At 64.2% G+C, this 22,984-nt stretch carries 21 protein-coding genes; 13 read left to right on the top strand and 8 right to left on the bottom strand.

Going from position 1 to position 22,984, the window contains the following annotated elements; genetic code table 11:
• Positions 1–32: 32 nt before the first annotated feature.
• Positions 33–938 carry a ubiquinol oxidase subunit II gene (gene cyoA / locus CEY11_RS16455; RefSeq protein WP_233154925.1) on the bottom strand — a complete coding sequence of 302 codons (906 nt, stop codon included), beginning with the start codon at positions 936–938 and terminating at the stop codon, positions 33–35.
• Positions 939–1,161: 223 nt separating this feature from the next.
• Between cyoA and CEY11_RS16450 the strand changes: the two genes are divergently transcribed.
• Positions 1,162–2,508, top strand: coding sequence for an MFS transporter (locus CEY11_RS16450; RefSeq protein ID WP_088604501.1), 1,347 nt, complete (start codon positions 1,162–1,164; stop codon positions 2,506–2,508).
• Between the two features lie 131 nt (positions 2,509–2,639).
• On the opposite strand, the gene CEY11_RS16445 is transcribed toward CEY11_RS16450, so the two are convergent.
• Positions 2,640–3,008 (bottom strand): MAPEG family protein, encoded by a 369-nt coding sequence (locus tag CEY11_RS16445; RefSeq protein ID WP_088604500.1) that lies wholly within the window; start codon positions 3,006–3,008, stop codon positions 2,640–2,642.
• 235 nt (positions 3,009–3,243) lie between these two features.
• On the opposite strand from CEY11_RS16445, the gene CEY11_RS16440 reads away from it, so the two are divergent.
• Positions 3,244–4,644: a M20 family metallopeptidase gene (locus CEY11_RS16440; RefSeq protein ID WP_088604499.1), complete on the top strand. Its 1,401-nt coding sequence runs from the start codon at positions 3,244–3,246 to the stop codon at positions 4,642–4,644.
• A 113-nt stretch (positions 4,645–4,757) separates the two neighbouring features.
• On the opposite strand, the gene CEY11_RS16435 is transcribed toward CEY11_RS16440, so the two are convergent.
• The gene (locus CEY11_RS16435) at positions 4,758–5,546 is read right to left on the bottom strand and encodes a FadR/GntR family transcriptional regulator (protein ID WP_088604498.1); all 789 of its coding nucleotides are present in this window, start codon (positions 5,544–5,546) and stop codon (positions 4,758–4,760) included.
• A gap of 170 nt (positions 5,547–5,716) precedes the next feature.
• Here CEY11_RS16435 and CEY11_RS16430 point away from each other — a divergent pair, with 170 nt between their 5' ends.
• The 7 genes from CEY11_RS16430 (at position 5,717) to CEY11_RS16405 (ending at position 12,021) form a co-directional block, all read left to right on the top strand.
• Positions 5,717–6,733, top strand: coding sequence for a 2-hydroxyacid dehydrogenase (locus tag CEY11_RS16430; protein WP_332888372.1), 1,017 nt, complete (start codon positions 5,717–5,719; stop codon positions 6,731–6,733).
• Positions 6,730–6,894 carry a hypothetical protein gene (locus CEY11_RS25195; protein WP_198958922.1) on the top strand — a complete coding sequence of 55 codons (165 nt, stop codon included), beginning with the start codon at positions 6,730–6,732 and terminating at the stop codon, positions 6,892–6,894. The genes CEY11_RS16430 and CEY11_RS25195 overlap by 4 nt, the downstream gene beginning before the upstream one ends.
• Positions 6,895–6,935: 41 nt before the next feature.
• Complete coding sequence (locus CEY11_RS16425; protein ID WP_088604496.1) at positions 6,936–7,847, top strand: NAD(P)-dependent oxidoreductase; 912 nt, start codon at positions 6,936–6,938, stop codon at positions 7,845–7,847.
• A gap of 70 nt (positions 7,848–7,917) precedes the next feature.
• Positions 7,918–8,901: a hydroxyacid dehydrogenase gene (locus CEY11_RS16420; protein ID WP_088604495.1), complete on the top strand. Its 984-nt coding sequence runs from the start codon at positions 7,918–7,920 to the stop codon at positions 8,899–8,901.
• Positions 8,898–10,046 carry a mandelate racemase/muconate lactonizing enzyme family protein gene (locus CEY11_RS16415; protein WP_088604494.1) on the top strand — a complete coding sequence of 383 codons (1,149 nt, stop codon included), beginning with the start codon at positions 8,898–8,900 and terminating at the stop codon, positions 10,044–10,046. The genes CEY11_RS16420 and CEY11_RS16415 overlap by 4 nt, the downstream gene beginning before the upstream one ends.
• Before the next feature lie 37 nt (positions 10,047–10,083).
• Positions 10,084–11,070: a Bug family tripartite tricarboxylate transporter substrate binding protein gene (locus CEY11_RS16410; protein WP_088604493.1), complete on the top strand. Its 987-nt coding sequence runs from the start codon at positions 10,084–10,086 to the stop codon at positions 11,068–11,070.
• A 105-nt stretch (positions 11,071–11,175) separates the two neighbouring features.
• On the top strand, positions 11,176–12,021 hold the full coding sequence (locus CEY11_RS16405) for an aldo/keto reductase (RefSeq protein ID WP_088604492.1): 846 nt from the start codon (positions 11,176–11,178) through the stop codon (positions 12,019–12,021).
• Positions 12,022–12,037: 16 nt separating this feature from the next.
• On the opposite strand, the gene CEY11_RS16400 is transcribed toward CEY11_RS16405, so the two are convergent.
• From CEY11_RS16400 to CEY11_RS16380, 5 genes are all read right to left on the bottom strand, one after another.
• Positions 12,038–13,909 (bottom strand): dipeptide ABC transporter ATP-binding protein, encoded by a 1,872-nt coding sequence (locus tag CEY11_RS16400; RefSeq protein WP_088604675.1) that lies wholly within the window; start codon positions 13,907–13,909, stop codon positions 12,038–12,040.
• Positions 13,910–13,920: 11 nt separating this feature from the next.
• Positions 13,921–14,802, bottom strand: a complete 882-nt coding sequence (locus tag CEY11_RS16395; protein ID WP_088604491.1) for an ABC transporter permease — start codon at positions 14,800–14,802, stop codon at positions 13,921–13,923.
• Complete coding sequence (locus CEY11_RS16390) at positions 14,799–15,743, bottom strand: ABC transporter permease (protein ID WP_088604490.1); 945 nt, start codon at positions 15,741–15,743, stop codon at positions 14,799–14,801. The genes CEY11_RS16395 and CEY11_RS16390 overlap by 4 nt, the downstream gene beginning before the upstream one ends.
• A 117-nt stretch (positions 15,744–15,860) precedes the next feature.
• Positions 15,861–17,378 carry an ABC transporter substrate-binding protein gene (locus CEY11_RS16385; protein ID WP_088604489.1) on the bottom strand — a complete coding sequence of 506 codons (1,518 nt, stop codon included), beginning with the start codon at positions 17,376–17,378 and terminating at the stop codon, positions 15,861–15,863.
• Positions 17,379–17,459: 81 nt separating this feature from the next.
• Positions 17,460–19,088 (bottom strand): gamma-glutamyltransferase family protein, encoded by a 1,629-nt coding sequence (locus CEY11_RS16380; RefSeq protein ID WP_088604488.1) that lies wholly within the window; start codon positions 19,086–19,088, stop codon positions 17,460–17,462.
• A gap of 162 nt (positions 19,089–19,250) precedes the next feature.
• Between CEY11_RS16380 and CEY11_RS16375 the strand changes: the two genes are divergently transcribed.
• From CEY11_RS16375 to CEY11_RS16360, 4 genes are all read left to right on the top strand, one after another.
• Complete coding sequence (locus CEY11_RS16375; RefSeq protein ID WP_088604487.1) at positions 19,251–20,135, top strand: LysR family transcriptional regulator; 885 nt, start codon at positions 19,251–19,253, stop codon at positions 20,133–20,135.
• A gap of 183 nt (positions 20,136–20,318) precedes the next feature.
• Positions 20,319–20,981, top strand: a complete 663-nt coding sequence (locus CEY11_RS16370; RefSeq protein ID WP_088604486.1) for a hemerythrin domain-containing protein — start codon at positions 20,319–20,321, stop codon at positions 20,979–20,981.
• A gap of 54 nt (positions 20,982–21,035) precedes the next feature.
• Positions 21,036–21,953 carry a DMT family transporter gene (locus CEY11_RS16365; protein WP_088604485.1) on the top strand — a complete coding sequence of 306 codons (918 nt, stop codon included), beginning with the start codon at positions 21,036–21,038 and terminating at the stop codon, positions 21,951–21,953.
• A 259-nt stretch (positions 21,954–22,212) separates the two neighbouring features.
• Complete coding sequence (locus CEY11_RS16360; RefSeq protein WP_088604484.1) at positions 22,213–22,974, top strand: class I SAM-dependent methyltransferase; 762 nt, start codon at positions 22,213–22,215, stop codon at positions 22,972–22,974.
• Positions 22,975–22,984: the final 10 nt, after the last annotated feature.

Here is a 22,984-nt window from a genome sequence, read left to right as displayed (position 1 = left end):
TCGTCGATCAGCGGATCAGCGGAGGCGGCGGGTCACGACGCCTTGCCGCCATGCGCGTCGATGGCCGACATGCGATCCAGGCACATGTGCCGGGGATCGACGCAGCGGTTCAGAATCGCGCCGTACAGGCCGTCTTCCACATGGCCGTAGCGGCGCACGGGGTCGCGGCGGCTGGGCTTGTCCAGCGCCAGGTAGGCCTTGCGGTCGAGCGTGGCGCCGTTGCCACGCAGCTGCGCCACCCATTTGGCGAAATCGCCCGTACTCATGCCGTAGAACTTGAAGTTCATGTCGGAAAAGCCGGCGCCGCTGTAATTGGCCGACATGCCCTGGTAGGTACCGGCCTTGTTGATCACCGCGTTGAGCTGGGTTTCCATGCCGGGCATGGTGTAGATCATGCCGGCCAGCGCGGGCACGAAGAAGGCATTCATGACCGTCGAGGAAGTCAGCTTGAATTGCAGCGGACGATCGACCGGCGCGGCCAGCTCGTTGACCGTGGCCACGCCCAGCTCGGGGTAGATGAACAGCCATTTCCAGTCCATCGAGACCACGTCGACCTCGAGCGGCTCGAGATTGGCAGGCAAGGCGTGGCCGGCGGCCAGGCGATCCAGCGGACGATAGGGATCCAGTTTATGGGTGCCCACCCAGGTGATCGCGCCCAATGCAATAATGATCACCAGCGGTGCCGCCCAGATCATCAATTCGATGCGGGTCGAGTGGCTCCATTCGGGGTCGTAGTCGTCGCGCGGGTTCGAGGCCCGATAGCGCCAGGCAAACAGCAGCGTGAAGAAAATCACCGGGACGATGATCAGCAGCATCAGCCCCGTCGAGATCAGGATCAAGTCGCGCTGCTGGATCGCCACGTCCCCCGACGGAGACAGCAAGACGGCATTGCAGCCGCCCAGCAACAGCGTGGCGGCCAGCAAAGGAAGCAGAAGCATTCTGCGTGTGGGTTTGGGTAGAGGCATTGCGTGACACCGGGCCTGAACGCGAAAGAGTGAGACCTTACCGCCGTTGTTGCACTGCGACAATTGGACATTTTGTCCAATGGCGGGATCCCGCGCCGCTGATGTAGCCTTGCGAAACTGGCCCCCACGCTAGTTTCATCTTGGGGCTGCCCGGCGCAGAAAAATGCCGGAATTTGGCTCCACAGGAGGCGGCAGAATGCCGAGCAATACGCTGAACTACAACCCATCTTCTTCCGCGGCCGCACAGCAGGCGGCTCGCTACGACACCGGCGGCCACGCCGGCCACTCCAAGGTCGCGCCGGGCGAAATCGCCGTCGGCGTGATCATCGGCCGGGCATCGGAATACTTCGATTTCTTCGTCTACGGGATCGCCTCGGTGCTGGTCTTTCCCCAGGTGTTCTTCCCCTACCTGCCGTCGCTGTACGGCACGCTGATGTCCTTCGCGCTGTTCTCGCTGGCGTTCATCGCCCGCCCCTTCGGCACCACGCTGTTCATGACCATCCAGCGCCACTGGGGCCGCGGCGTCAAGCTGACGGCCGCCCTGTTCCTGCTGGGCACGGCGACGGCCGGCATCGCCTTCGTGCCCGGCTATGCCGAACTGCAAGTCACGGCCATCGTCCTGCTGGCCATATTCCGCGTGCTGCAGGGGGTCGCCAATGGCGGCGCCTGGGACGGCCTGCCCTCGCTGCTGGCGCTGAACGCGCCGCCGCGCAGGCGCGGCTGGTACGCCATGGTGGGCCAGCTGGGGGCGCCCATCGGCTTCCTGCTGGCCGGCGGCCTTTTCCTGTACCTGCGCAGCACGCTGAACACCGACGACTTCCTCGACTGGGGCTGGCGCTATCCGTTCTACGTGGCCTTCGCCATCAACGTGGTGGCCCTGTTCGCGCGCCTGCGCCTGGTGGTCACCGACGAATACACCCGCCTGCTCGAAGAAAAAGACCTGGAGCCCATCGGCACCCTGCACATGTTCAAGGCGCAGGGCTACAACATCTTCATCGGCGCCTTCGCCGGCCTGGCCAGCTACGCGCTGTTCCACCTGGTAACGATCTTTCCCCTGTCGTGGCTGTCGCTGCAGGCGACGCAATCGGTCGATGCCATACTTGCAGTGGAAATCATCGGCGCGGCCCTGGCCATTCTGGGCATGATCGTCTCGGGCTGGCTCGCCGACCGCATCGGGCGCCGCACCACGCTGGGCCTGCTGGCCTGCCTGATCGGCGTGTTCAGCCTGTGCGTGCCCTGGCTGCTGGGCGGCGACACCAGGCACCAGGATGCCTTCATACTGATAGGCTTCACCCTGCTGGGCCTGTCTTACGGCCAGGCCGCCGGCACCGTCACCGCCAATTTCAGGCGGCAGTTCCGCTACACCGGCGCGGCCTTGTCTTCGGACTTCGCCTGGCTGGTGGGCGCCGCCTTCGCGCCGCTGGTGGCGCTGGCGCTGTCGTCGCGCTACGGCCTGGTCTCGGTCACCGCCTATCTGCTGTCGGGCGTGGCCTGCACCGTGCTGGCGCTGTACATCAACCGCACGCTGGAAACCCAGGACTGAAGACGCCGCGGCGCGGGCCGGCGTACTCGCGCAATGCCCGGCATGCCTGGCGCGGCGATGTCCTGGCGCTGTCCACGCAGTATCTATCGATAGCCTTACGGGCTCTGAGCTGAATCCGCTGCCCGGCGCGCTCAGGCGAACAGGATGGCGATATTCACCAGCAGGCTCAGTGTCCAGGCCAGCGAACGCAGGCTGCCGCGCCCGCCTATGTACAGTGCCAGGTGCGCCACCCGCAGCACCAGCCAGGCCAGCATCAGCAGGCCCAGGTGCGTCGTGTCGGCGCGGCCGTGCAGCGCATACAGCACGGCCGCATAGAAGAACGGCAGGCCCTCGAACAGATTGGCCTGCGCGGCATTGGCACGCGCCCTCCAGCCCTGCTGGCGCGCCAGCCACGGCCTGGGATCCTCGTTGTCGTATTCCTTGCCGCCCGCCTTGGCAAGCACCGCCGCCACCAGCGGCAGCAATGCGGCCACCAGCATCATCCAGGTGATGGCATTCATGAAGCTTCTCCTTTGCGCAGCGGCAAACCCCGCGGGTCGGCCATGCTGGGCATTATAGGGCGCCCCATGCGCCGCACGCGGCCTCACCTGCGCCTAGCCTGGCGCCCATTTGCCCACCAGTGCGGTTCCCCCTTTAGTGTGAACAGGCCCTAGGCCACGGGGTTCGCGGACTATACTCATCGCTAACCCGTTTCCAAATCGATCGTGCACGCGCAAGCGAAGCGCAGACCCCACCATGACACGCGCACAAGCCATATCCACTGTCCACCGGTTTTTCGACACAGGCGGCTTCCAGCAGACGTTGGCGCGCCGCGTCGCCATCCCCACCGAGAGCCAGAACCCCGAGCGCGGCCCTGTGCTGATGCAATACCTGGAGACCGAAATGCGGCCTGCATTCGAGGCCATGGGCTTCGAATGCCGCATGCTCAGGCATGCCAAGGCGCGCGCGCCATTCCTGTATGCCCAGCGCATCGAAGATCCCGCCCTGCCCACCGTGCTGGGCTATGGCCACGGCGACGTGATCCGCGGCCTGGAAAAAGAATGGCAGGACGGGCTCTCGCCCTGGAAGCTCACGCCCCGGCAAAGCCGCTGGTACGGCCGCGGCATCGCCGACAACAAAGGCCAGCACTCGGTGAATCTGCAAGCCCTGCAGACCGTGCTGGGCCAGCGCGGGCGGCTCGGCTTCAACGCCAAATACCTGATAGAAATGGGCGAGGAAACCGGCTCGCCCGGCCTGCGCGAGCTCTGCCAGGAAAACCGCGAGCTCTTCGCCGCCGACCTGCTGCTAGCCTCGGACGGCCCGCGCCTAAGCCCAGAACGCCCCACGATCTTCCTGGGTTCGCGCGGCAGCATGAACTTCGATCTCGCCATCGAGGCGCGCGCCGGCGGCCACCATTCGGGCAATTGGGGCGGCCTGATCTCCAACCCCGGCATCCAGCTGGCGCACGCCATCGCCAGCATCGTTTCGCCCACCGGGCAGATCCGCATCCCCGAATGGGTGCCGCCCGAGCTGCCCGCTTCGGTGCGCAGGGCCCTGGCCGACTGCGAGGTCGACGGCGGGCCCGACGGCCCGCAGATCGAGCCCTGGTGGGGCGAACCCGGCCTGTCGCCGGCCGAGCGCGTATTCGGCTGGTGTTCCTTCGAGGTGCTGGCCTTCAAGACCGGCAACCCTGAAACCCCCGTCAACGCCATCCCGCCGCGCGCCTGGGCGCGCTGCCAGCTGCGCTTCGTAGTGGGAATAAACGCGCAGGACATCCTGCCGGCGCTGCGCCGCCACCTGGACAGCCACGGCTTCTCTATGGTGCAGATCACGCCAGCGCGCGATGTGCTGTTCCAGGCCACGCGCATAGATCCCGACGATCCTTGGGTGCAATGGGCCGCCGACTCCATCGCCCTCAGCAGCGGCAAGAAGCCGGCCATCCTGCCCAATCTGGGCGGCTCGCTGCCGAACGACATATTCACCGACGTGCTGGGGCTGCGCACCGTCTGGGTGCCGCATTCGTACCCTGGATGCTCGCAGCACGCGCCCAACGAACACCTGCCGCCGGAACTGCTGCGCGAAGCCCTGGGCATCATGACCGGGCTGTACTGGGATCTGGGCGAAGGCGGCACGCCCGCGCGGGCACAGGTTCCGTGAGTTGATCTGCGGCGGCTCGGAGCCGCGCGGCCCGCTTAGACCCGCGAGCGTGTAGGCCTAGACACGCACCCACGGCATAGCCCATCTGAGCCCATTGCGTCGCGGCCGAAAATTCACTTGCCTCTTCTAAGCTCGGACGCCAGCCGTGTACGCGCCAACCTGCCTGCGGCGGCCCGGCTAGCACCCTGCCAATACTCTAGATCGACATTCCGAATCCGGCTTGCTGTGCTCAGCATGTGGTGAAATGCTGCAGCCCTTGCCGTGTCGATGTCCTGCTTCTCGATCGCAGCACGTATCGCTTCATGTTCGTTGCGCACATCGTTGGCAAGCTCGGCTTGGCGCGCCTCATTGCCGCGCGTTACGCGTATGGCGTCTTTCAGTGCCCGCGTCAGCATGCCGAGCAGTTCCGGGTAATGTGGGTTTCCTGTGGCTTGAGCAATAGCAATGTGAAAAGCCAGGTCTTCCTCCACACCATCGCCACCGAGTGCAACGGCTCTGTCAATCTCATGGAGCGCCCGATTGATGCGCAGCATATTCTGCGCACTGCGCCGCTCTGCCGCCAACGCGGCCATCTCTGCCTCCAGGCCGCGGCGCAACTCAATGATGCGCAAGACGCCACGGGCAGGATCTTCGTCCGGCCGCCCTAACCGAAATGCGTCGCTGGATGACGGATCCAGCACCACTGTACCGCTGCCCTGACGAGTATCCACCAGGCCTGCAGACTTCAGGCGCGAAATAACTTCCCGAACCACAGTACGACTGACACCGTACTCCTCCGTCATAAATTTTTCGGTGGGCAGCCGCGAATTCACGGGATACGCGCCGCTGCGTATCTCCTTGGCCAGCACGTTCGTAAGCTGGTCGGAGAGTGTTCTTTCACTGTCTGGCTTGTGTTCTTGCATGACCTAGCGGACGCCTCTTGATCTTTCTATTTATGGGCCAGAAGCCACAAATGCCCGCAGCCTGCCGCTTCTGCGATGCAGCCACGCCGGAGTTGGCCTGAATACTATCAGCCCGAAAATTTATTGACAAATTTGTATTACAAATTAATATTACTAAAAACCAAGAAGGAATGTGGAAGATGGCACGCAGCGAGAGGAAACCGAGGGCGTACCTATGCCGGCGTTTCACCGAAAATGTGGAAGCCGCCTTGAAGCAGCGCTATGACCTGAGCGTCAACGAGAACGACCGCATCTTGTCGCCCGACGAAGTCGAAAGCCGCGCACAGGGGGCGCAGGTATTGTTCGCCAGTGCCACGGAACAAATCACCGAAAGCGTTCTGCGCAGACTTTCTCCCACTTTGCGCTATGTCGCAACCCTCTCCGTAGGGTACGACCATATCGACATGCATGCGGCAAGAACGCTCGGTATCGGCGTATTGCACACGCCCGATGTATTAAGCGATGCCTGCGCAGAAGTGGCCATGATGCTGATGCTCAATGCCTGCCGCCGCGCCTATGAGGCGGATCGTATGGTGCGAAGCGGCAACTGGACGGGGTGGGGCCCCACGCAATTGCTCGGGATCGGCTTGAAAGGAAAACGTCTGGTGGTGTTCGGCATGGGCCGCATCGGCCGGCAAATCGCTGTCCGGGCGCAGGCATTCGGCATGGAAATCCACTACCACAACCGGCGTCCGCTGCCAGCCGGCCAGGCTTCCGGCGCGATCTATCACGCAGACCTCGACGAAGCTTTGCTGGCCGCAGACGTATTGGTCATTGCCGCGCCGGGCTCACCACAATTGAAAGGCGTCATCAATGCACGCCGCATAGCATTGCTGCCGCCACGAGCCATACTGGTGAACATCTCGCGCGGAGACCTGGTGGAAGACGCGGCATTGATCAACGCGCTGACTGCGGGCCGGTTGTTCGCGGCGGGCCTGGATGTATTCGCCAACGAACCCGACATCGACGCCCGTTACCGTGGACTGGACAATGTATTTCTCTCTCCGCACATCGGCAGCGCCACTGAGGAAACCCGCGATGCCATGGGCTGGCTGTTGATAGACGGCCTGGATGCTCTCTATCAGGGGCGCACACCCGACAACTTGCTCACCCCCTTTCACTCGCGAGCATACGAGACTACCCAATGAGCCTGAAACGATCCTCTTTATTCCGCCAACAGTGCCATATAGACGGCACCTGGGTCGATGCTTCCGATGTCCTAACCATTGAAGTCACCAATCCCGCCGACCGTTCCCGGCTCGGCACGGTTCCATCGCTGACCCGCGGCGATGTGCGCCAGGCCATCTAATTCATAGCCCTTGAGGGCTGATTTTTCCAGGGAATATCTTCATGAATGAACAAAAGCCGCATATCGGCCTAATAGGCGCAGGCATGATGGGGTTTGGTATCGGCACCAGCCTGTTGCGCAATGGTTTCCCGTTGACCATACTGGAACACCCGGGAAACCAGCCTCTGGGCCCGCTGCTCGAGGCCGGAGCAAAGGCCAGCCAAACAGCCGCCGGCCTGGCCGCGGGGGCCGACATAGTTATCCTCTGCGTTACTGGTTCACCCCAAGTCGAGGCTGTCCTCTTTCAACCAGGGGGAGTCCTGGAAGGGCTGAAGCCGGGCAGCACAGTCATCGACTGCTCCACCGCCATACCCTCCTCTACCCTCAAGGTCGCCACAGCAGTTCAGAAGGCGGGCGCGCACTTCCTGGACGCCCCCATGACGCGCACACCGAAGGAAGCCGCACAAGGACGGCTGAATCTGATCGTAGGCGGCGATGAAAAGACATATACAAAATGCCTCCCGGTGATGCAGAGCTATGCCGAGAACATAGCTTACGCAGGAAGTGTCGGCGCAGGTCATCGTATGAAATTGCTGCACAACTTCGTATCGCTAGGCTTCTCGGCCGTGCTGGCCGAAGCGGCGGCTTGCGCACGCCAGGCCGGCACCGATCCGCAGGTGTTCTGCGACATCCTGGCCGCGGGCGGCGGCGGCGGCGTTGTACTGAACCGGTTGCGCCCTTATATCGAATCCGAGGATCCGTCTGGCTTTCGCTTTTCGATGGCCAATGCGTTGAAGGACATGGGCTATTACTGCACCATGGCTGAAGAACAGGGCATCCACGACACACTTGCCCAGGCGGTCAGGGCACTGTATTCGGAAGCCGTACAGGCTGGGCTCGAACAGTCGCCCGTACCAACCTTGATCGACCATCTTTATTCCGCGCCTATCGACAAGATCGCAGCCGATAAATAATTGCGGATGCACCCCATACCCAATAACGCTTATACCATCGCAGGCCGACCCGATCAGGAGCCATTTCCATATGCTTCCCAAAGTAGTGCTCACCGACCCCATCCACGCCAAAGCACAGGCAATACTCGCCGAAGCCGCCCAAGTGGTCATTCTGAGCCCGAAGCTCGACGCGGCGAAAGCGATGAGCGAATTGCGCAACGAATTGCGCGATGCACAGGGACTCATCGTGCGGCGGCTACTGCCCCGCGATCTGCTGGATGGCCCGAATGCATTGCTCGGCATCGTGCGCCACGGGGTGGGCTTGGATTTCATTCCAGTCGATAGCGCGACGCGGCAAGGCGTGCCGGTCGCGAATACCCCCGCCGTCAATGCCAACGCGGTTGCCGAATATGCCATCACCGCCATGCTGGAAAGCGCGCGCCGCTTCAGGTTCTTTGACACGCAGGTGCGCCAGGACAATTGGGACGCGCGTAAAAACGCAGCCGCCGAGACATTTGAATTACGGGGAAGAACTTTGGGTATCGTGGGCTTCGGTGCCATCGGTGCGCGTATCGCACAGATTGCCGCTGCAGGCTTCGGCATGCACATCGCGGCCTGCACCCGCAGCCCGTCGCGCCTGCCGCAGGGAGTTTGCGCCATGGCACTGAAGCAACTATTTGCCCACTGCGACTTTATTGTGCTTGCTTGCCCGCTGACCGAACAGACCCGCGGCATGATAAACCGCAACGTTTTCACGCAGGCGAAACCCGGCTTGGTACTCGTCAATGTCTCAAGAGGTGCAGTAATTGACGAAGTGGATCTTGTCGAGGCTTTGGAAACAGGGCTGATCGGCGGGGCCGCGCTCGATGTATTTGCGACCCAGCCCTTGCCCATGAACAGCGAGCTTCGCAAGCATCCACGGGTGGCACTCACGCCTCATCTCGCCGGCATCACCCAAGATGCCGAACTCGCCATGGGCGTCATGGCCGTCGAGACCCAAATGGCGCTCATCCGCGGCGAGCGCCCCGGCAATATCGTCAATCCCGAATGCTACACAGACAAGGAGATCCAATGAGCATTACGCGCATTACCGCCATTCCGATTTCTTACCGCCTGCCGGAAGGCAAGACGGTGACCATGGGCATAGGCAGCACCCTGAAACGCGACGCCATCATCGTCCGCGTCGAGACATCGGAAGGCGTCACAGGCTATGGAGAATCGCACCCGGGCCGCAGCCCCGGCGCCATCGTAAGCCACATCAACAATACCCTGGCGCCTCTACTGGTGGGCATGCCGGCCACCGACGTAGTAGGCGCCTGGCAGCGGGTTCATCGCATGCAGTTCTCGAGCCACGGCCTGGGAGCCGGTGCAGCGATGGCATTGTCGGGCATCGACATGGCCCTCTGGGACATTCGCGGAAAAATCGCCAATATGCCGCTGTATGAATTGCTGGGCGGCTCGCGCAGGCGCCTGCCGGCCTATGCGGGCGGTATATCCATGGGCTATCAGCCGGCACAAGCTCTGGCGGAGGAAGCGCAGTCATATATCCGCCAAGGCTACAAGGCCGTCAAACTGCGCATCGGCGATACGGTCAAAAATGATATCGAACGCTGCCTGCGTGTGCGCAAAGAAATCGGGGACGATATAGAAATCTTGACGGATGCGAATACCGCCTACACCATTGCGCAGGCGCGCAGGGTACTGCCGGCGCTGGCGGATATCAAAGCGGGCTGGCTGGAAGAACCGTTTGCCTGCAATGACTTCGCCTCGTATCGCGAAGCGGCCAAGATCACGCCATTGGTTCCTTTAGCCGCTGGCGAGAACCACTTCATGCGATTCGAGTTCGCACAGATGCTGGAAGCCAGGGCAGTGCAAGTCTGGCAGCCCGATCTATCGAAAACGGGCGGCATCACCGAAGCCATACGCATAGCCGCCATGGCGTCCGCGTTCGGCATACCCATCAACGCGCACAGTTCGGCCACAGGCCTGAATCATGCCGCCACTCTGCATTTCATGGCAGCGACCGAAAATTCCGGATATTTCGAGGCCTGCGTCTCGCAGTTCAATCCGTTCCGGGACATGTTCGGCACGATATTTTCCATCGGTGAAGACGGATGCGTCGAGCCGCCTTCCGGGCCCGGGCTCGGGGTGGAGGTAGACGAATCCATATTCAACGATTTTCCCGTGATCGACGGGCCAGGGTATGTCGTGAAATTCTAGTCCAATAACACATGACCTCAGGGTCGAGGAGCAAAACATGATAATCAGTAAATTGGCCTTAATGCTGGGCGGGTTGGGCCTGGCAATTGCGTCGATAAGCCCCTCTGCGGCAAAAGCAGCGGAATCTTATCCCGACAAACCGGTTCGAATCGTCGTACCTTACACACCGGGCGGCTTCAATGACACGCTTGCCAGGACGGCCAGCGAATATCTCACCAAAGCATGGAACCAATCGGTCATCGTTGAAAACAAGCCCGGCGGCAATACCTTGATCGGCAACACGTTCGTGGCCAAGTCCAAGCCGGATGGCTATACCCTGCTGATCACTCCGCTGCCTTTTTCAGCGCTGCCCGGCCTCTACCGGGACAAGATGCCCTATGACGCGCTGAAGGATTTCGAGCCGGTGATCTGGGCAGGAAGCACGCAAAATGTCCTGACCGTACGGGCCGACTCCCCGTTCAAGAGCGTCAAGGATCTCATCGCTTACGCCAAAGCCAACCCGGGCAAACTCAACTACGGATCGACCGGATCAGGCTCGTCCAATCATCTATCCATGGAACTCTTCATGGAGATGACAGGGACGAAAATGACCCATATTCCCTACAAAGGCAGTGCCCCCGCAGTCACTGCCCTTCTGGCAGGAAATATAGATGTACTGTTCGACAATCTGCCGAATGTCTATCCCAATATCATGGCGGGAAAGCTCAAAGCATTGGCCACCACAGGTACCAAGCGGGCCCCATTGTTGTCCAGCATTCCAACTGTTGCCGAAGCGGGCGTACCAGGCTATGAAGTATCTGTCTGGTTCGGTATGCAGGCCCCCGCAGGAACGCCACCTGCCGTCATCCAAAAGATAAACGCGGGCATGGTACAGATGTTGCGGCAAAAGAAGGTAGTCGACCTGTTCGGCAAGCTGGGCGTAGAAATCGTGGCCAGCACTCCGGCACAGTTCAAGACATTCCTCAATGCCGAAGTTAAAAAGTGGACGGGGTTGATTGATCGGGCGGGAATCAAGCTCCAATAATCGGCTGGTGCACATCCTCCAATAGGGCAGACCATCGCAACATAATGGTCTGCCCTGCTACTATTCCCGCATCGCCCCGACTTCGGGAAACACAAGCAGGCAGCCATGCGCAACTCCTCTTTCGGTCATACCGGGCGGTCGGTCTCGATCATCGGCCAGGGTACCTGGTACATCGACGCCGGCCATCGCACGCAGGCCGTGGACGCGCTGCGCCGCGGGCTGGATCTGGGCATGAACCATATCGATACGGCCGAAATGTACGGCGATGGCGCGGCCGAGCGCGTCGTGGGCGAGGCCATGCGCGGGCGCCGCGACGAAGTGTTCCTGGTGTCCAAGGTATTGCCGCAGCATGCGTCCCGCCGCGGCACGCTTGCCGCCTGCGAACGGTCGCTGAAGGCGCTGGGCACCGACCGCCTGGACTGCTACCTGCTGCATTGGCGCGGCGGCCACCCGCTGGAAGAAACCTTCGCCGCCTTCGAAGAGCTGCTGCGCGCAGGCAAGATTCTTTCCTACGGCGTCAGCAACTTCGACGTGCCCGACCTGGAAGAAGCTCTGGCAATCACCGGCCCCGGCCGCCTGGCCTGCAACCAGGTGCTATACCACTTGAAAGAACGCGCCATCGAACACGCCGTCATGCCCTGGTGCGCGCGCCACGGCGTGGCCGTGGTGGCCTATAGCCCCTTCGGGCACGACGATTTTCCCGAACCCGGCAGCGCCGGCGGCCGGATCCTGGCCGAGATCGCCGCGGTTCGCGGCGCCACACCGCGCCAGATCGCACTGGCGTTCCTGACGCGCCAGCCCAGCCTGTACGCCATACCCAAGGCTTCCAGCGCCGCGCATGCGCAAGACAACGCCGGCGCCGGCGGCCTGCTGCTGTCCGAAGCCGAGCTCGCGCGCATGGACGCCGCCTTCCCGCGCGGCCCCAAGCGGGATCATCTGCCGATGATCTGAGCCGCCGCGGCCGATTTCAATATGCGCCGACGTGATGGCGCGCCACGAAATGGCCCGGCGCTATCTGCACCAGGGGATCGATCTTCGGCTCGTCGCCTACGCCGCGCACCGGGCTGGGGATTTCATCCACCAGCAAGGAGTGCACGCGCTGGCGGCGTGCCGGATCGGCGATGGGCACGGCGGCCATCAGTTTCTTCGTGTACGGGTGCTGCGGGTTTTCAAAGACGGCGCGGCGCGGGCCGATTTCGACTACCTGCCCCAGGTACATGACGACGACGCGGTGGCTGATGCGCTCGACCACCGCCATGTCGTGCGAAATGAAGAGTATCGACAGTCCCAGCTCGCGCTGCAGATCCAGCAGCAGATTGACGATCTGCGCCTGTATGGAAACGTCCAGGGCCGAGACCGATTCGTCGGCGATGATGATGCGCGGGTTCAGCGCCAGCGCGCGGGCGATGCAGACGCGCTGGCGCTGCCCACCGGAAAATTCGTGCGGATAGCGCTCGGCCATGTCGGGCGACAGGCCGCACTTCTGCATCAGCCACGCGACGCGTTCCTGTGCCTTGCGGCCGCGGGCCACGCCGTGGATCAACAAGGGCTCCATGATGGAATAGCCTATGGTGGCGCGCGGATCGAGCGAGGCGAAGGGATCCTGGAATATGAACTGGATGTTGCGGCGCAGGGCCTGCATGCGGGCGCCGTGCAACAACCCTATGTCCTGGCCCTCGAACAGGATCTTGCCGGCGCGCGGGGCTTCCAGCCGCGCCAGCGAGCGGCCGGTGGTGGTCTTGCCGCAGCCCGACTCGCCCACCAGAGCCAGGGTCTCGCCGGCATACAAGTCGAAGCTGACCTGCTCGACCGCGTGCACGCGCCGCGTCACGCGGCCGAACAGCCCGCCGGCGATGTCGAAGCGCGTCGTCAGGCCCTGCACCTGCAGCACCGGCGGCTGCGCGTAGCGCGCCGTGGATGCCGGCGCGCCGCGGTCAGGCAAGGCTTGCGCGGCCGCCTCTTGCCCGCCTTCAGCGGCCTGCTTGTCCAGCAGTTGAAAAGGCGCCGGCTGATCCAGGCCCCGCATGGAGCCCAGCCTCGGCACGGCCGACAGCAGCGCGCGTGTGTACCAGTGCCGCGGCCGCTCGAACAGAGGTGCGCAAGCGCCCTCTTCCACCTTCTCGCCGCGGTACATCACCATGACGCGGTCGGCCACTTCGGCCACCACGCCCATGTCGTGGGTGATGAAGACCACCCCCATGTCCATGTCGCGCTGCAGCTCGCGGATCAATTGCAGGATCTGCGCCTGGATGGTCACGTCCAGCGCCGTGGTGGGTTCGTCGGCGATCAGCACCTGCGGCCGGCACGACAGCGCCATGGCGATCATGATGCGCTGGCGCATGCCGCCCGAAAGCTGGTGCGGGTAGCGGTCGCGCAGCGCGCGCGCATCAGGGATGCGCACGGTTTCCAGCAGGCGCAGCGTCTCGGCGCGCGCCGCCTGCGCGTCCATGCCCTGGTGCAGGCGCAGGGCCTCGGCGATCTGGCTGCCCGCCGTGAAGCTGGGGTTGAGCGAGGTCATGGGCTCCTGGAAGATCATGGCGATGTCGGCGCCGCGCACCGTGTGCATGATCGACTCTTCGGCCCGTGCGACGTCGACCACATCGCCGTTGCGCCGGCGCAGCAGCAGCCGGCCGCCGGTGATGCGGCCGCGGCCGAACTCCACCAGGCGCATCATCGCCAGCGAAGTCACCGACTTGCCGGATCCGGATTCGCCGACGATGGCCAGCGTCTCGCTCCGATCGAGATGAAAGGACACGTCGCGCACCGCGTGTACTTCCCGGTCGGGCGTCTTGAACGAAACCGACAGCCCGTCGACCTGGATCACGCGCCCGGCATCCATGCTGGCCATCGTCAGTCCTCCTGGCGCGGATCCAGCGCGTCGCGCAGCCCGTCGCCCAGCAGGTTGAAGCCGAACACGACCAGGAATATGGCGCAGCCCGGGAACACCGACATCCAGGGCGCCTGGGTCATGAAATTCTTGGCCGTATTGAGCATCGACCCCCAGGACGGGTCGGGCGGCTGCAGGCCCAGGCCGAGGAAGGACAGGCTGGCCTCGGCGATGATGGCCTTGGCGATCTGTATGGTCGCCTGCACGATGAGCGCCGGCATGATGTTGGGCAGCACATGGCGCAGGATGATGCGGCGGTCGGACGCGCCCAGCGAACGCGTGCTCTGGACATAGTCTTCATTTTTTACCGCCAGCACCTGGCCGCGCGCCAGCCGGATGAACAGCGGCGCGGCCGAAATCCCGATGGCGATCATGGCATTGATGAGACTAGGCCCCAGGAATGCCGCCAGTGCAATGGCAAGGATCAGGAACGGAATCGAGAACAGGGCCTCGGTCACACGCGAAATGCAGCCGTCGAGCAGCCCTCCGTAGTAGCCCGCCAACAGCCCCAGGGGCACGCCCACCAGCAGCGCGATCAACACCGAGCACATGCCTGCCAGCAGCGAGGCGCGGGCGCCGTAGACCATGCGGCTGAAGAGATCGCGGCCCAGCTCGTCGGTGCCGAACCAGTGCGCCGCCGAGGGCGCCTTGCGGATGGCGGTAAAACTGACATGCAGCGGATCCTGGCCCGCCACCAGCGGCGCGCACACGGCCACCACGACGAAGAACAGGATGATGGCGGCGCCCAGCATGGCGGAGCGGTTGCGGCGGAACTTGGCCCAGGCGCGGCTGCGGCGGCGCGGCGCCGCGGCCGTGGCAATAGCGGTGGCGGTCGAGGCGGTCATGCGTTCCTCAGGCGTGGGTTGACCAGAATGTAGAGCACGTCGGCCAGCAGGGTCAGCGCGATGAAGCCGGTGGCAATGCACAGCACCACGCCCTGCACCACGGCGTAGTCGCGGTTGAACACGGCATCCACCAGCAGCTTGCCGAAGCCCGGTATGCCGAAGATCTGTTCGGTCAGCACCGCGCCCGCCAGCAGCTCGCCGAACAAGATGGTGACCAGCGTGACGATGGGCATCAGCGCGTTGCGCAAGGCATGACGCAACACCACCGACCATTCCGGCGCGCCCTTGGCGCGCGCGGTGCGCACGTAATCGGCGCTGAGCGCCTCGAGCATGGACGAGCGTGTGTGCCGCATCAGGTAGGCGCTGATGACGGCGGCCAGCACCAGCGCCGGCATCAGCGAGGTCTTGAGGGAAAGCCAGAAATCCTGCGACAGCGGCACGAACCCCGAAGCGGGCAAGAGCCGCCAGTGCACGGACACCAGCATGATGAGCAGGATGCCCAGCCAGAAATTCGGTATGGACATCCCCGACAAGGCCAGCAGATTGGCGCCGAACTCGGTACGCGTGCCCTTCTTGACGGCAGCCAGTATGCCCAGCGGTATGCCGGTCAGGATGGCGAACAGCATGGCCATGACCGACAGCTGTATGGTCACCGGCAGCTTCTGCGCCACCAGCGTGGTGACGGGGATGTCGGTGCGCAGCGATACGCCCAGGTCGCCGTGGGCCACCCGCCGCACCCAGGCCAGGTACTGTTGCGGCAGCGGATCGTTGAGATGGTATTTTTCCCGGAGGTAATTCAGGACGGCGGGGTCGCGCTCTTCGCCCGCCATGGCCAGCACCGGGTCGCCAGGCAGGATCTTCTGCAGGCTGAAGATCATCATGGAAACCAGGATCAGCGTCGGGATCGCCACGATTACGCGGCGCACTATCAGTTTGAGCATCCGGGGGCTCCAGCTACGAAATACCGCCGCCGCGCGGGCCGGTGCCGCAACCGGCCCGCGCGGCGCAAGCCATGGCTTCAGGGCCCGCTGGCCCTGAAGCGCTTCCAGGCAGAGCCGTCAACTCTTGGACAGCGTCACGCCGCCCAGCCGGATCATGCCGTCGGGATACGGCGTGAACCCCTGCACCTGCTTGCGCGTGGCGAACGGCCAGGGCACATAATAAATGTACAGGCTGGGCAGCTCGTCCTGCAAGATGGCCTGGGCCTTGTCGTAGATGGCCTTGCGGCTGGCGACATCGGGCACGGTGCGGGCCTGGCGCAAAAGCTTGTCGACCTCGGGATTGCAATATCTGCCGTCGTTCAAGGGCCCCTTGCAAGTGACGAAATTGAAGATATTGCCGTCGGGATCCACCCGCCCCGACCAGCCGCGCAAGTCGATCTGGAAATTGCCCTTGGAGTCTTCGGCCAGCATGGCCGCATATTCAGTGGGACGCAGGGTGAGCTGGAAGCCCGCCTGCGCGGCCATGGCCTGCACCATTTCCGCGGTCGAGGACGTGATCGTGTTGTTGCCGAAATCGAGTTCGGCCTTGACCACTGGCATGCCGGCCTGCTTCAGCAAGGCCTTGGCCTTGGCGATGTCGGGCTTGACGACCGGGAACTTGTCGCTGTGGTAGGGGCTGGCCAGCGGGAACGGCTGCTGGGCCGGCGGGTAAGTCCCGTTGCCGATGACCTGGTTGATGGCTTCGCGGTCTATGGTCAGCTGGAAGGCCTGGCGCACCAGCTTGTTGGCAAATGGGTTGGTCTTGGCCTTGGGGCCATTGCCGACGTTGAACATGAACTGCTGGAACCCCAGGCCGGTGACCGGCTTGAACGACAGGCTGGGATCGCTCTTGACCGTCTTGATGTCGGACGGGTTGAGCCGCTCGAGGATGTCGATGCCGCCCGAGCGCAGGTTCTGCAAGCGCACCGTGGTGTCGGGAATGGCCAGGAACACCACTTGGTCGAAATGATAGTCTTTGGCGTCGTAGTATTTGTCGAATTTCTTGAGCACGATGCGGTCGTTCTGCACGCGCTTGACGAATTCATACGGGCCCGAGCATATGGGGTGGCGGGCCACCGCGCCCACGTCGTCGGCCTTGCCGAAGCTCTTGGGCGAAATCATCATGCCGGCGCGATCCGACAACTGCGCCAGCAGGGTCGCATCGGGCTGCTTGACCTTGATGACGAGCGTGGTGGGGTCGGGCGCGTCGACCTCGGCCACGGAGGCCAGTTCCGAGCGGCGCTGGCTGCCCTTGAGCGTCATGTCGCGATCGAGGTTGGCCTTGGCGGCCGCTGCGTCGAAGTGCGTACCGTCATGGAACAGCACATCGTCGCGCAGCTTCATGGTCAGGGTCTTGTTGTCGGCGCTCCATGACCAGGACTTCGCCAGTTTCGGCACGAACTGCAGCTTGGCGTCGATGTCGACCAGCTTGTCGCACAGCGAGGTGAACACGATGCGCGAAACGTAGGTGCGCGCGCGGGCCGGATCGAGCGTGTCCGGGTCGTCTTGTAGGCCGATGCGCAGGGTCTGCGCAACACTGCAGACACTTGCGGCGCCCAGCAGCGCGCCGCCTGCAAGCAAAACGATCTTCTTCATAAGGCTAATCTCCTCGGTATTGTTTTAATGAGTTTTAATGAAGCATGGCCGCCGGGCACTGCCGGCGGCCGGGGCCCAGCCTTAGAACCCGGCGGCCAGCCCGTCGCGCCGGCTGTCGCTGGCGGCCACGTAGCCGTGATCGGGATCATTGTCCGACAGGCGCCAGATGAACTGGCCGGAGCCGAAATCCATATACGGATCGTAGATCGATTTCATCTTGTGGCCCAGGTCTTTCAGGCCCTGCACCGTATCGGCATTCATGTTGCGCTCCATGTCGAGCGTGAAGTCGCGGTTGACCTTCCAGCGCGGCGCGTCGCAGGCCGCCTGCGGCTGCTGGTGGTAGTCGAGCATGCGCACTATGGTCTGCAAGTGGCCCTGCGGCTGGATGTCGCCGCCCATGACGCCGAAGCTCATGACCGGCCGGCCCTCGCGCGTGAGGAAGCCCGGAATAATGGTGTGGAAGGGCCGCTTGCCCGCTCCGACCACGTTGGGCGAAGCCGGATCCATGGAAAAGCCCACGCCGCGGTTCTGCAGGCTGATGCCGGTGTCGGGCACCACCACGCCGGAGCCGAAGCCCATGTAGTTGGACTGGATGAACGAAATCATCATGCCGTGCTCGTCGGCGGCGCTCAGGTAGATCGTGCCGCCGGAATGCGGCCGGCCGGCCTGGAAGTCGCCGGCGCGATCCAGGCGGATCAGCTTGGCGCGGCTTTGCAGATAGTTGTCGTCCAGCATCTGCGCCGGGGTCACGTCCATGCTGCGCGGATCGGACACATAGCGGTACAAATCGGCGAAGGCCAGTTTCATGGCCTCTATCTGCACGTGCTGCGAAGCCACGGAATCGACCGGCATGTTGCGCAGGTCGAAGTGCTCGACCATGCCCAGGGCCATCAGAGCGGCAATGCCCTGCCCGTTGGGCGGGATTTCATGCACTGTGTAGCCGCGATAGTTCTTGGAGAGGGGTTCGACCCACTCGGGGCGATAACCGCGCAGGTCGTCCAGCGTGAACGAGCCGCCGGTTTCACGGCTGAAGGCCACGATCTTCTCGGCCAGTTCGCCTTCGTAGAAATCGCGGCCGCGGCTCTGGGCGATGCGCCGCAGGGTATAGGCCGCACCGGGATTGCGGAACAGCTCGCCGATACGCGGCGCGCGGCCCTTGGGCATGAAGGTCTGGGCGTAGCCCGGCTGGCTGTGCAGCTCTTCCGCCGCCGCGGCCCATTTGCCCGCCACGATGGGCGGCACGGCAAAGCCGCGCTCGGCGATTTCTATGGCCGGCTCGAACAGGTCTTCGAAAGGCAGCTTGCCGAACTTGTCGTGCAGCGCCGCCCAGCCCGCCACCACGCCGGGCACGGTGGCCGAATCCCAGCCGCGCTTGGGCTGGATCGCCAGGCCGTTGCCGTCGACGCCGTACTTGCGCTTGAAGTATTGGACATTCCAGGCCGCCGGCGCCGTACCCGAGGAGTTCAGGCCGTGCAGCTTCTTGCCGTCCCACAATATGGCAAAGCAGTCGCCGCCGATGCCGCAGGACACCGGCTCGACCAGCACGATAGTGGCCGCCGCTGCCAGCGCCGCGTCTACGGCGTTGCCGCCGCGCAGCAGCATGCGCAGGCCCGCCTGGGCCGCCAGCGGGTGGGAAGTCGACACCACGTTGCGGGCGAAAACCGGCGTACGCGTCGTCGGATAAGGATTGATCCAGTCGAAGAGTTCCATGTGTCAGTCTGCTTTCCGGCCACTGCCGGCATCGTGTTGCGGGATGGGGCCGATACGCGCCGAAAAAGGGGCGCACGTCCAGCGTATATAGGCCCCAATACGCTACTATCACTGACTCATTAAATCAATTTAATTTTAATATTTTTGATTTAAACTTTTCTTATGAGTTCGATCCGCTTTTTGCGCACCTTCGTCGCCGTGGCCCGGCGCGGCTCTTTTTCGGACGCCGCCGAGCAGGTGGCGCTGACCCAGGCGGCGGTAAGCCTGCAGATGCGCGCCCTGGAGACCGAACTGGGCCGGCCGCTGTTCGATCGCAGCGGGCGCCTGGCCACGCTCAATGCCGCCGGCCGCGAGCTGCTGCCCGAAATCGAGCAGTTGCTGGAGCTCTACGACCGCATCCGCACCCCGCGCCCGCCGCCGGGCACCTACGCCGGCACACTGAGCATCGGCGCCATCGTCTCGTGCATGAGCACCCTGGCCCGCATCGTCTCGCAACTGAAAAGCGAGCACCATGACCTGACGATACGCCTGTCTTCGGGCAAGTCGCGCGAACTATGCCACAAAGTGGAAAGCGGGGAAATCGACGCGGCGCTGGTGGTGGGTACCGGCAAGACGCCGCCCGGCACACGCTGGAAGCGCCTGTACCAGGAGCCGGTGTGCCTGATCACGTCGACCCGCGTGGCCGGTGACGACCCCAGAGAACTGCTGCGCACCCGGCCCTTTCTGCGCTTCGACCGCGGCCAGCATACCGGTGCCCAGATCGACCGCCTGCTCAGGAAGCTGGGCGTGACGCCCGACGATTTCCTGGAGCTCAACGCCATCGAGCAGGTGCTGGATCTGGTACGGCACGACGTGGGCATCACCGTGCTGCCGCTGCTGCACACCATGCGCTGGAAGGACGCTGCGGGGCTGCGCACCCTGCCCCTGCCTTCCGAGCTGGGCCCGGCCAGCCGCGACATCGGCATGGTGGAGCGTCGCGATCATCGCCTGCAGGACGTCACGGCAATGATCTTCGAGCGCTATTCGACCCTGGCGGCGCGAGCCTGAAGAGCGCTGCGCGACGCCTGCGGCCCCTGCCGGCCAGCCCGGATCGCGCATCGGCGCAGCGGGGCCTGCGCCCCTTGCAGTGCGAGCAGGCCCGGGGGCAAGGTATATCAAGGTATATGATTGATGGCATGCGGCCGCGGCGCACCATGCCGTGCGTCGATGCACGCTGCGAGGCTCGACCCCATGAATATCTCCATCCCAGGCTTTTCCTCTCCGGCCGCCAGCACCGAGGCGCCGCTGGAGATGCTGGCCGCGTGCCATATCCGGATCACGCGCCAGTGCGCCACCTTGCGGCGCCTGGCCGCGCACCTGGCCGGACACGGCGCCGACGAGCAGGCCCGCAGTGCGGCGGCTGGGGTATTGCGCTACTTCGACACTGCCGCACCGCTGCATCATGCCGACGAAGAGCAGAACCTGTTTCCGGCCCTGCTCGAATCCATGGCCGGCTCCGATCCGGTATGCCTGAAGGGCATGACACAAGGGCTGAGCGACGAGCACCGCGAACTGGAAACGGCCTGGGCCCGCCTGCGCCCGCGGCTGCAGGCCATCGCCGCCGCGGCGCAGCCCGGCGATGAGGACAGCGCCACGCCCAGCCCGGGCAACGGCACGGCATCCCCGGCCCCCGATGGCGGCCAGGCCGGCGCCAAGCCGCCCGGCGGCACGGCGCTGCCCGGCGCGGCCTGTCTGCCCGCGGCGGAGGTCGAGGCCTTCGCCGCACTCTACGAGCGCCACATACGCGTCGAGGAAGACGAGCTGCTGCCCATGGCGGCGCGGCTGCTCAGCGACGACGAACTGGCGCGCATCGGCCGCGCCATGCGCGAACGCCGCGGCATCCCGCCCGTTTAGAGCCTGCCCACACGTCTAGAGCCAGCCCACATCAAGGCCCCGCCGCCACAAAACATGCCGCCATCCGCCACGCGCAACGCTACTTCTCCACGTTGGCTCGGGGCCGCCCCGGCAATCTTCCTGCTGCTCTGGTGCACCGGCTTCATCGTGCTGAAGATAGGCCTGGCGCATGCCGACCCCTTCAGCTTCCTGGCCCTGCGCTACGCGGTGGTGCTGGCGGTGCTCGCGCCGCTGGCCCTGGCACTGCGCCCGCGCTGGCCGCGCACGCTGCGCGCCTGGGGCAATCTGGCCATGGTGGGCCTGCTGCTGCAGGCCGGCTATTTTTCTTTCACTTATCTGGCGTTCAAGCACGGGATTTCCGCCGGCGCGGTAGCGCTGATCACCTCGCTGCAGCCATTACTCATCGGGCTGCTGGCTCCGGCCGTTGCCGGCGAGCGCATCACCTGGCGCCGCTGGACGGGGCTGCTGCTGGGCGTGGCGGGCGCCGCGCTGGTCATCGTTTCCAAATCGGCCGTGGCCGTGGCCTCCACGGCCGGGCTGCTGTATGCCTGCGCGGCACTGCTGGCGATTACCGCCGCCACGCTATGGGAACGCCGCTACGGCACCGAGGTGCATCCGATCGCGGCGAACCTGATCCAGTATGCCGTGGGCCTGGCGGTGGCGCTGCCCTTGGCGGCACTGCTGGAGCCCCTGCATATCACCTGGACTACTCCGCTGCTGCTGGCGCTCGCGTACCTGGCGCTGGCCAACTCCATCATCGCGATCACCCTGCTGCTGGCCATGTACCGCCACGGCGAGGCCTCGAAGGTGTCGGCGCTGTTCTTCCTGGTGCCGCCCGTCACGGCCTTGGTCGCCTACATCGCTTTGGGCGAGACCATACCGCTGCCGGCCTGGCCCGGCATGTTGCTGGCCGCCGGCGGGATCTTCCTGGTCACGCACGATGCCGGCAAACCGCGCAGCGCTTCAGCGTGAGCCCGATGGCTTCGGGCCGCAGCGCCGCCTAATAGCGCCGGTCACTTCGCCCTGGGGCACCGCGAGCCTGTGCGCATCCCAAAGACGCACGCGGGCAGCACGCACGCATCATAGCAGCACCAATACTAGTATCTGCAATGGGCTTGCGACGCCTGTGGATACTGCATAGGCTACAGGCCTGAGCTTGCCGTGCCGCGCGCGCACTGGCCCAGCAAGCCCGCATACACCGTATCCCCGGACAAGAAGGAGCTTACGCAGCATGGATCAACACAATCTGGTGAACCAGCAATTCGGCACCATGGCCGCAAACTACCTGACCAGCGCCGTACACGCGCAAGGCAACGATCTCGAACGCCTGGGCGTGCTGGCCGCCGGCCTGCGCCCGCAGCGCGTGCTCGACCTGGGCTGTGGCGGCGGCCACGCCAGCTACGCCGTGGCCGCCGCCGTCCCCGTCGAGGTGGTGGCCTACGACCTGTCGGAAGAAATGCTGGACGTGGTGCGCACCGAGGCCGCCAGGCGCGGGCTGGGCAAGCTCGTCACGCGGCAGGGCTCGGTTCACCAACTGCCCTTCGAAGACGCGGCCTTCGACCTGGTGGTAAGCCGCTATTCCGCCCACCACTGGATGGACATGCAGGCCTCGGTAGCGGAAATGGCCCGCGTGCTGGCGCCCGCAGGCACCCTGGTGGTCATCGACGTGGTCGCACCGGAAACGCCGCTGTACGACACCGCGCTGCAGACCATCGAGCTGCTGCGCGACGCCTCGCACGTGCGCGACTATCGGCTCTCGGAATGGCGCGCCATGCTGGCCGCGGCCGGACTGGAAGTCACGGGCAGCGATTCCTGGAAACTGGCATTGGAATTCGAAAGCTGGGTGCGCCGCATCGGCACGCCGCCGGCACGCGTAGCCGCGCTGCACGCCACCATGGATGCCCTGCCCCGCGAAGCCCGCGAATACTTCGCCATTCAACCCGACCGTACATTCTCCAGCGATACGGCCTGGATCCAGGCGCGGCACGCCTGAAGCGGGACGG

The organism is Candidimonas nitroreducens (assembly GCF_002209565.1).
GTDB lineage: Bacteria > Pseudomonadota > Gammaproteobacteria > Burkholderiales > Burkholderiaceae_B > Candidimonas > Candidimonas nitroreducens.
Note: the sequence above shows the minus strand (reverse complement) of the source record. Positions and strands in the feature narration are given on the sequence as shown.